This is a genomic window from Bacillus sp. FSL P2-0069 (assembly GCF_038593315.1).
Taxonomy (GTDB): domain Bacteria; phylum Bacillota; class Bacilli; order Bacillales; family Bacillaceae; genus Bacillus; species Bacillus safensis.
In genome coordinates, this window is sequence record NZ_CP151984.1 from 374142 (window position 1) to 384871 (window position 10730).

The following is a 10730-nucleotide window of genomic DNA, read 5'->3' on the forward strand; positions in this document are numbered from 1 at the left end:
TGAAGAGGTGGACTTATGAGCAAGCAGAAAATTCAAAAGGTATATCCTTTAACACCAATGCAAGAGGGCATGCTGTATCATGCCATGCTAGACCCTAATTCCTCCTCTTATTTCACACAGCTTGAGCTTGGAATAAGCGGAGATTTTGATCTCGATCTTTTTGAAAAGAGTCTCAATGAACTCGTACGGACATATGACATTCTGCGTACAGCCTTTGTTTATCAGCAATTACAAAAGCCTCGTCAGGTTGTACTGGCTGAACGTCATTTAGATGTGTATAGAGAAGATCTATCTCATCTGAATCATCAAGAGCAGAAAAAGGTATTGGATCAATATAAAAAGCAAGTGAGAAAGCAAGGATTCCACTTAACGAATGATCTGTTGTTGAAAGTCGCTGTTTTTCAATTAAATGAAAAAAACTGGCACCTGATTTGGAGCAACCATCACATTATTATGGATGGTTGGTCCATGGGTGTGTTGATGAAAAAACTGTTTCATTACTATGAATCTTATCGGAACGGCCGAACACCGGATCGCTCACAAGGTAAGCCTTATGCGGACTATATCCAGTGGCTTGGAAAACAAAACAAACAAGAAGCGGAAGACTATTGGAAGGAGCGGCTGGATGGTGCTGTTCAGCACCAAGGGCTGCTGCAGCAAAAAGAAGCGAACGGACAATATGATCATCGGGAATGGACGTTTACATGGGACGCTCAAACGGTACAAGCCATTCAAGATGCGGCAAGACAATGCCAAGTGACAGCACCGAACCTTTTTCAGGCTGTCTGGTCCGTTCTTTTAGGCACCTATCATGCAGCAGATGATGTCACATTTGGAACAGTCGTATCAGGCAGACCTCCAAGTGTGTCTGGGATTGAGCGGATGGCAGGGCTGTTTATCAATACGATACCTGTTCGGGTGACATTGGATCAGGAGCAGACCTTTAAACAGCTGTTTCAAACGGTTCAGCAGCATGCATTGGAAGCGGAAAACTATGATTTTATGCCGCTTTATGACATTCAGCAGAAAACAGCTGCTGGAGGAAAGCTCTTTGATCATTTGGTTGGATTTGAAAACTATCCTTTAGATCAAGAGCTGTCTGGTGACACCATGTCTGCACGTCTCGGTTTTGCCATTGATGTAAAGGACGGATTTGAACAAACGAATTTCGATCTCAATGTCCTTGTCTATCCTGGTGAAACGTGGACATTGACATTCAAATACAATGCGATGGCTTTTGAAGAAAAGGTCATTGAAAACATATCCAAACATCTGAGCAACCTCATGAAGCAAATCATTCACAATCCTGACGTACGTCTTCATGAAGTGACATGTATTACAGAAGAAGAAAAGCAGCAAATTGAAGCATGGAACCAGACGGAGCGAGATTATCCGAAGCATCTGTCCATTCCTGAGCTGCTCGATGAACGTATCAAGGCGCAGCCTGACCATCCGGCATTAGTCGAAGGCGAGCGAACATTCACATACGAAGAGCTTGGACAGGAAATCCGTCGTTTAGCCAGCAGTCTTGTTAAAAAAGGCGTTCAGCCGGGGGATGCTGTGGCGGTATATATGAACCGGTCAGCAGATGCGGTGATCTCTATTTTGGCCATTTTACATGCAGGGGCTGCTTATGTACCGATTGATCCTGCTCAGCCTGAGGAGAGAATCCGTTGGATGCTTGAAGACAGCGGTGTATCCATTTTGCTCTATGCTGACAGCCAGCCGCCAGTTGATGAAAGCATCAAAGCTGTTTGTGTGACCGGCTTGTCTCATCACTCACAAGCGGAGTTATCAGTCGAGACGTCTCCATCTCATTTGGCATATATCATGTTCACATCGGGATCAACTGGACGGCCAAAAGGAGTTCAAATTGAGCATCAGCATATTGTGAGGTTAGCATGCTCTCAGGAAAAAATAGGCTTGAACACGTCGGATCGTATGGCGCATACAGGAGCTGTCAGCTTTGATGCGATTACCCTTGAAATCTTCACTACGCTTCTGAATGGGGCGACGCTTTATCCTGTTGACCGTGATACTTTATTGGATATTCACCGGTTTGAACAATTTATCCAAACACATCAGATCACAGCGCTCTTTTTAACGACTGGTTTATTTAATCAGCTCGCTCAGCAGCGGCCGCAAATGTTCAAAGGGTTAAAAACATTATTCACCGGCGGTGATGTGATCAATGTGAAAAGTGCGGAGCTTGTGAAAAAGCAGCATCCGTCAATTACCTTGCTGAATGTCTATGGCCCAACTGAAAATACAACCATCTCGACCATTTACGAAGTAAGAGGAGATGAAACGGGTCCGATCCCAATTGGTCAGCCGATCAATCATACGTCAACTTATATTTTAGATGACTATCAAAGACTGCAGCCGATTGGAGCGCCAGGAGAGCTGTATGTGGGCGGAGATGGTGTTTCAAGAGGGTACATCAAACGTCCAGATTTGACTGATCAAGTATTCATGGCAGATCCTTTTAAGCCGTCAGGACGGATGTATCGAACGGGGGACTTGGCTAGATATGGTGCAGATGGTCAGATTGAATTCCTCGGCCGTGCCGATGATCAGGTGAAAATTCGTGGCTTCCGTATAGAGCTTGGTGAAATTGAATCAGTGCTTCACCAAGAAGCGGGGATAGATGAAGCAGTTGTACTTGTTCAGCAGCTTTCTTCAGATGAAAAGGAAATCATCGCTTACTTCACAGGATCACTGACAGAAGAAGAGGTACGAGATGTATTCAATCAAAAACTGCCAGCTTATATGGTGCCGCACCATGTGATGAAGCTGGATACCTTTGCACTGACATCGAACGGGAAGGTAGATCGAAAAGCTTTACCTAAGCCTGACGAAGTGCATCGCGAGGAAATCAAAATCATTCTGCCTGAGACTGAGACAGAAAAGGCACTCGCTGACATTTGGGAGGAGCTTCTTGGGAAAACGGTTGGGGTAGACGAGCATTTCTTTATGGCTGGCGGGCACTCGCTTAAAGCGATGATGATGTCTGCAAAGGTTCAAGAAGTGCTTCAAAAGGAAGTGCCGATTCAAGTGATTTTCGAGAAGCCGACGATTCGTTCATTAGCGGCTTACATCGATCAGGATGGTCAAGAAGAAGCCGGACATCCTATTTTGCCAGCAGAGCAGGCGGACGAATATCCGGTATCACCAGCTCAGCGCCGTTTATATATTTTGCAGACACTTGAACCTGACAGCACGAATTATCATATTCCGATCGTCTTAACGCTTGAAGGAACACTCGAATATCAGCGGCTCAAATCAGCATTTAATCAGTTAATCCAAACACATGAAATCTTAAGAACGAGCTTTCATATGAACGGGGAAGACATTGTCCAAAGGGTGCATGAATGGACTGAATTTGACCTTCCTGTTCATCACATCAAGGAAGAAGAGGCGGAGGCATTTCTTACTGAACGTCAATCGCCATTTGATTTAACAGCAGCACCCCTTTTGCGAGCTCAGCTGCTGAAAGTCAGTGAGCATCGTCATCTTCTCGTCTTGGAAGCACATCATCTCATTACAGATGGCAGCTCCATGAAGACATTCATTCAAGATTTGGCGAAGGCCTACGATGGGGAAGCTCTTGCTGAGCGAGCCCTTCATTATAAGGATTACGCTGTCTGGCAGCTAAGTGAAGAAGAAACGGAGAAACAGAAGGAGCATGAAGCGTATTGGCTGAAGCAATTTGAAGGAGATTTACCGGTTTTAGAGCTGCCAACTGATTATCCTCGTCCAGCAGAACGTGATTTTACTGGAGAACGATTCATGTTTGGCTGTGATCAAGCAACGACTCAGCGCATTCATGAACTGCTTCAGAAAACTGATACGACCATGTATATGTTCTTGTTATCCGCCTTTCAGGTGCTGCTTGCCTCCTATAGCGGGCAGGAAGATATCATTGTGGGTTCGCCTGTTGCTGGACGGACACACCCTGATATTCAGGACATGCCGGGGATGTTTATCAACACCATTGCGATGCGCGGAAAACCAGAACAAACCAAAACATTTTTACAGCTGCTTGAAGAAATAAAAGAAACAAGTGTTGATGCTTTTGCACATCAAAGCTATCCGCTCGAAGAGTTAATTGCACATCTTCCATTAGACCGTGATACAACTCGGAGCCCGCTTTTTAGTGTGTCATTTAACATGCAGAACATGGAGGTACCGGCGCTAAAGCTCGGCGATCTGCACATTTCGCCTTATGCCATTCAGCATCACTCGGTCAAATTTGATCTATCTTTAGAAGCATTTGAACGCGAGGGAGCATTAAAGCTGAGCTTTGACTATGCAGCGGCATTATTTAAAGAAGAGACCGTCCGCCGATTCGGAACTCATCTTCTGGCGATTATTCGGGAGGCGGTTCGTCATCCAGAGGAACAGATCGGCTTGCTCCATATACTGGATCAGCATGAACAAATAGAGCGTCTGGAGAAAAAAACCGAAGGACAGACGAATCGTCATGAGCCATTCCATGTCCAATTTTCACGTCAGGCGAAGGAAACACCGGATGCTATCGCCGTCATGGATGATCAAAGAAAACTCACCTACCGCGAGCTTGAGGATATGTCATATGCACTTAGCTGTGAGCTTAAAAAACGAGGCGTCGAGACGGAACAAACTGTGGCACTGATCCTTGACCGCTCTGTCTATGTCATCGTCTCCATGCTTGGTGTGATGAAAGCAGGAGGAGCGTTTGTCCCGATTGATCCGGCCTTTCCGGCTGAACGAATCCGCTACACATTAGAGGATTCAGGTGCACAAGTCATCGTGACAAATGAGTCTCTAGCAGATTCCTATCAAAATCATAAGTCGATTCAAGTGGTGCAGGTTGAACAAGCAGTGCATCAAAGCCATCCAATAGAATTGCCGGAAGTATCGGTTGATCAGCTTGCTTATGTCATTTACACATCTGGGACAACAGGGAAGCCGAAGGGTGTACAGCTCACGCATCGTAATCTATCACACTATGTCAGCTGGCTGATAAATGAGGTGACATTGCAGGAATGTGATCGGACGGCACTGCTTTCTTCTTATGCATATGATCTTGGTTACACAAGCATTTTCCCTGTTTTAAAAGCAGGGGGGACACTCTATGTTCCTCGTGAAGACGTGTATACAGAGCCTGTACGTCTGATGCGGTTGATTGATGAACAAGAGCTGACTTATATCAAAATGACACCATCCTTATTTCATATGATGGCAGATTCTAAGGAACATTCATTTAATGCTTTACGCCTGGTGGTACTTGGAGGAGAACCGGTGATCCCTGAGGATGTTGAAACATTTATGATGCAGCATCCATGCGTGGCAGTAATGAACCATTATGGTCCGACTGAGACAACCATTGGTACAGTGACCAAGCTGATCACACCGCAAGAGCTGGACGCTTTGAAGGAACGATCTTTGATCGGACAGCCAATTGCTCACACAAGAGCGCTCGTATGCAATCAGCAGCAGCGGCTTGTCCCTTATGGCGCGCCGGGAGAGCTTTATATATCTGGAGAAGGCGTGTCGAGAGGATATTTGAATCAGCCTGAATTAACAGCAGAACGTTTTGTTGAAAATCCATATGATCCTCAAGAGAGAATGTATCGCACAGGGGATTTAGTCAGACAGCATGCAAATGGAGATATTGAGTTTCTTGGACGAGTCGACGATCAAGTGAAAATCCGCGGCTATCGCATTGAGAAACAGGAAATTGAGCATGCCGCACGTGCTCTGGCATCTATTCAAGAAGTCTATGTAAAAGTCCTGCACCTGTCCCGTTTGCCGGAGCTTGCACTCTATTACACAGCGCCTGAACACATTGGAACACTGACGTTTAGAGAAAATCTTGCGGAGACACTGCCGGATTATATGATTCCAACGTACTTTGTGAAAGTCGATCACATTCCACTCACCCAAAACGGAAAGGTGGATGCGAAGTCTCTGCCGCTTCCGCATGAGGTGCATATGAACCGTACGGCGCATGTGGCACCAGAAACGGAACTTGAGCAGATGCTGTGTGACATTTGGTCAGAAGTTCTTGGGGTGGAACAAATGGGCGTTCTTGACCATTTCTTTGAATTGGGAGGTCATTCCCTCAAGGGCATGGTGCTCATTTCGAAGGTGCAAGCAAAGCTGAACAAGCATGTGCCGCTCAAAGTCCTTTTTGAAAAACCAACCATACGGGCGATGGCAGCCTACTTGGAAGAAACGGATTCTTCGGTGGTGACATCCATTCAGCCAGCGGAAAAGCAAGATTTCTATCCCGTTTCTTCTGCTCAAAAACGGATGTATGTCCTGCAGCAGCTGCATCCAGAAGCAGTCACTTATCATATGCCAGCCGTGTTAATGATGGAAGGTAGCCTTGATGTGAAGCAGCTGGAAGCAGCGCTTCAAGCCTTGATCGACAGACATGAATCACTCCGGACAGCCTTTGTAGAAATTGACGGCGTACCCGTTCAAAAAGTCTATCGCCAAGTGCCGTTTACATTAGAGGTTGATGAAATAGAGGGCGATCAGGAGCAGTCTGTCATCGATTCATTCATTACACCATTCTCATTACATCAAGCACCATTAATGAGGGCAAAAGTGGCGAAGCTTTCTGATGAGAAATATGTATTCATGATGGATATGCACCATATCATTGCAGATGGTGTCACACGCAGCCTGCTCATTCAAGAACTCGCAGAGCTGTATGAGAAAAAGACGTTACCGCCAGTTCAGCTGCATTACAAGGATTTTGCGGTATGGCAGCAGGAAGAAAAGCAGCAGGCGCTGCTTGAGAAACAGCGGCAGTATTGGTTGGAGCAATATGCACAGCCGCCGGAAGACTTATCACTGCCCCTTGATTTTCCGCGTCCTCAAGTTCAGTCATTTGAAGGAGGGCGAGTCGATAGATGGTTGCCTGCTGAAAAGGTGCAGTCCATCAAAACGCTCATGGCGGAAAAAGGTGTGAGCTTGAACATGGTGATGCAAACGGCATTTGCTATTTTCCTTTCCAAGTTAACTGGGCAGACAGATATCGTCATAGGCGCAGTGACCGCAGGACGTACGCATGCTTCAATCGAGCGGGTTCCAGGCATGTTTGTCAATACACTGGCTCTTCGAAACGAAGTGCAGCCAGAAGAAACGACAGCGCAGCTGCTTGAAAAAATGAAAGATCGCAGCCTGTCAGCCTATGAACATCAAGAATTCCCGTTTGAGGAATTGGTGGCTCAGTTAGATCTTCCGAAAGACACGAGCCGCAATCCATTGTTTAGTGTCATGCTGACAACAGATGACCGTGACCTGACGTTACCGAATTTGAATGGACTCAAGCTGTCGCAAAAGCAGCAAGATACCGTTCATGCAAAATTTGATATAACGCTTGGTGTATTTGAAGAAAATGACCAAGTGGGCTTGCGCTTTGAGTATGCGGCGGCCCTGTTTAAAAAGAGCACCATTCAGCGCTGGAGCATGTATATTGAAAAAATCATAGACGATATGCTGGCTAAGCTGAATCAGCCAATTTCAGCGCTATCTCTCATAACTGAAGAGGAAAAACGAGAGATGATCAATGAATGGTCAGGACCAGACCTAGACGTCCCGTTAGATAAAACCGTTCATGCCCTGATTGAGGCTAAGGCGCTTGAAGCACCGCACCAAAAAGCGGCAACCTTCTGCGGAACGAGCTGGACGTATGATGAGCTGAACCATCGGGCGAATACAGTCGCTTCAAGACTTATCGCAAACGGCACAAAACCAGGAGACCGCGTCGGTATTCTCACCCGCCCATCTCTTGATATGACAGCCGCTGTCCTTGGTGTCCTCAAGGCAGGTGCGGCATTTGTTCCGATTGATGCAGATTATCCAGCGCAGCGTATTGCCTACATGCTGGAAGACTGCGGGGCAGAGGTACTTCTAATGCAAAAAGGACTTACTGCACCATCTTCCTTTACAGGTCAATTGCTGTTCATAGAAGATGCGGTAGAAGGAGAAGCTCACGAAATTCAGGTTCATATCAAACCAACAGATCTCGCTTATATGATTTACACGTCTGGGACGACGGGACAGCCGAAGGGTGTCATGGTCGAGCACCAGTCTCTTGTGAATCTTGCGTTCTGGCACAATGATGCGTTCCAAGTGACGCACGAGGATCGAACTGCGAAATATGCCGGCTTTGGCTTTGACGCTTCCATTTGGGAGATGTTCCCGACGTGGATCGCTGGCGCAGAACTGCATATCATCGACGAAGCGATTCGTCTTGATATGATCAAGCTCAACGCATATTTCAATGAAAAAGGGATCATCATTGCCTTCCTGCCAACGCAGTTATGCGAGCAGTTTATGTCAATGGACAACCATTCTCTGCGCTACTTACTGACAGGTGGAGACAAGCTGAAACAGGTAAAGCCAGTCCCATACAAACTAGTGAATAACTACGGTCCAACTGAAAATACAGTCGTAGCGACAAGCGGAATGATCGATCCAGAACAAGGCACGATTCCGATAGGAACAGCCATTGCCAATACACGTTTTTACATCATGGGTTCTTTATACGACCTGTCGCCGCCAGGCGTACCAGGTGAGCTCGTGATTGCAGGAAAAGGACTGGCAAGAGGCTACTGGAATCTTCCAAATGAAACCGACAAACGATTTGTCCCAGATCCATTTTATCCAGGCGAGCGCATGTACCGCACAGGCGATTTAGTGAAATGGACAGAGGACGGCGAGCTGATCTATCTCGGCAGAATAGACCATCAGGTCAATATCCGCGGCTTCCGGATTGAACTGTCAGAAATTGAAGCGCAGCTCCTGACGCTGGATTCGGTCAAAGAAGCCGTCGTGACAACGGTCAAAGATGCGGGTGATCACGACGCCCTTGCCGCTTACGTAATCACGAAGAACGATACAGATACAGAGAACTTTAAAGAAAGCCTAAAACGCACGTTACCAGAATACATGGTGCCATCATGGATCATAAAACTAGACCAATTTCCAATGACGGCCAATGGAAAGGTCGATCTCAAAGCATTGCCAGCTCCTGATATCGAAGCGAATCAAACGGTATACGAAGCACCAAGAGACGAAGTGGAAACCCTGCTTTGCGGCATTTGGGAAGATGTCCTTGGCGTCAGCCAAGTCGGCATCCACGATCACTTCTTCTTCCTTGGTGGAGATTCCATTAAAGGCATCCAAATGGCAAGCAGACTCACGCAAGCGGGCTGGAAACTCGATATGAAACTTCTATTCCAGTACCCAACGATTGCGGAGCTGCGCCCATATATCGAGGAAGCCGATCTTCTCACAGCCGACCAATCACCTGTCGAAGGAGAAGTCATTTTAACACCGATTCAACGCTGGTTCTTTGAACGAGCATTCAGCGATCAGCACCATTGGAATCTCTCGATGATGCTTCATGCACCAAATGGATTTGACCTTTCCATTACAGAACAAGTCATGAAAAAACTGCTTTCACATCATGATGCACTGCGTATGGTATACAAGCAGGATCATGGCGGCATCCTGCAATACAACCAGCGGGAGCTCACGGAACCGCTGGAGATTATTTCTCATGATGTCTCAAAAGAGCACGACGTGAAAAAAGCTGTTTCCACATATGCCAATGAGTATCAGCGTCAGCTGAACCTCGAAACAGGTCCGTTAATGAAAGTGATTTGTTTCCATGCAGAAGATGGCGATCATTTACTCATCGTGACACACCATTTAGTCATTGACGGTGTCTCATGCCGGATTTTACTAGAGGACTTTATGTCTCTATATCAGCAGGCAGTTCAGGGACAAAAGCTTGTCCTGCCGCTGAAAACTCATTCCTTTAAAGAATGGGCAGAGGCCATTGAACGTTATGCACAGTCACAGCCTTTAAAAAGTCAGCAGGAGTATTGGGCAGAAATTGAAAGCAAACCATTAACCGCATTACCTGTGGATCATGAAGTGACGAAAAGAAAAGTTGCCGAAACCAAATCAGTTCAAATGCAGCTGACAGAAACAGAAACTGAGCGTCTTTTGACCGATATTCATCTGCCGTACACAACGGAAATGAACGATATTCTTTTATGTGCTCTCGGTCTTGCTGTTCAAGAGTGGACAGGTGAGTCCCATGTACATGTGCAGCTTGAAGGTCATGGTAGAGAGGATATTTTATCAGGGCTGGATGTCTCTCGCACAATTGGCTGGTTTACGAGTATGTATCCAGTTGTTCTTGAAGCGAAGCCGGATCAGACCATAGCTGATGCTATTAAAGGAACGAAAGAAATGCTGCGGCGTGTGCCAAATAAAGGAATCGGCTATGGGATCTTAAAATACATGACAGCCGCTGAACCGTCAGGGCAGCACGTACATCCTGAAATCAGCTTGAACTATCTTGGACAGATTGATCAGGAAGTGACGACAGAACTCTTTGGGCCGTCGACTTATGATATGGGACGACAAGCAAGCCCTGATTCGGAAGCTGTTTATAAGCTGAACCTTAGTGGTCTTGTTCAACAAAATCGATTCATTTTATCTTGTTCCTATTGTGCAAGTGAATATGAAGAACAGACGATACAGCAGTTCATGGCATTGTTGAAGGGGAAAATTCAATCCATCATCACTCATTGCTTAGCGCAGCAAGAACGGGAATTTACGCCAAGTGACTTCTCTGCGGCTGACCTTGAAATGGATGAAATGGACGACATTTTTGACATGCTTGAGGAGAAATTGACTTAACAACACGAGATGAA

At 46.2% G+C, this 10730-nt stretch carries 1 protein-coding gene; it reads left to right on the top strand.

Translation table 11 applies throughout. The features are described 5' to 3' along the window. Positions 1-15: 15 nt before the first annotated feature. The gene (locus NSQ34_RS01945) at positions 16-10716 is read left to right on the top strand and encodes an amino acid adenylation domain-containing protein (RefSeq protein WP_342501022.1); all 10701 of its coding nucleotides are present in this window, start codon (positions 16-18) and stop codon (positions 10714-10716) included. The last annotated feature ends 14 nt before the right edge of the window (positions 10717-10730 follow it).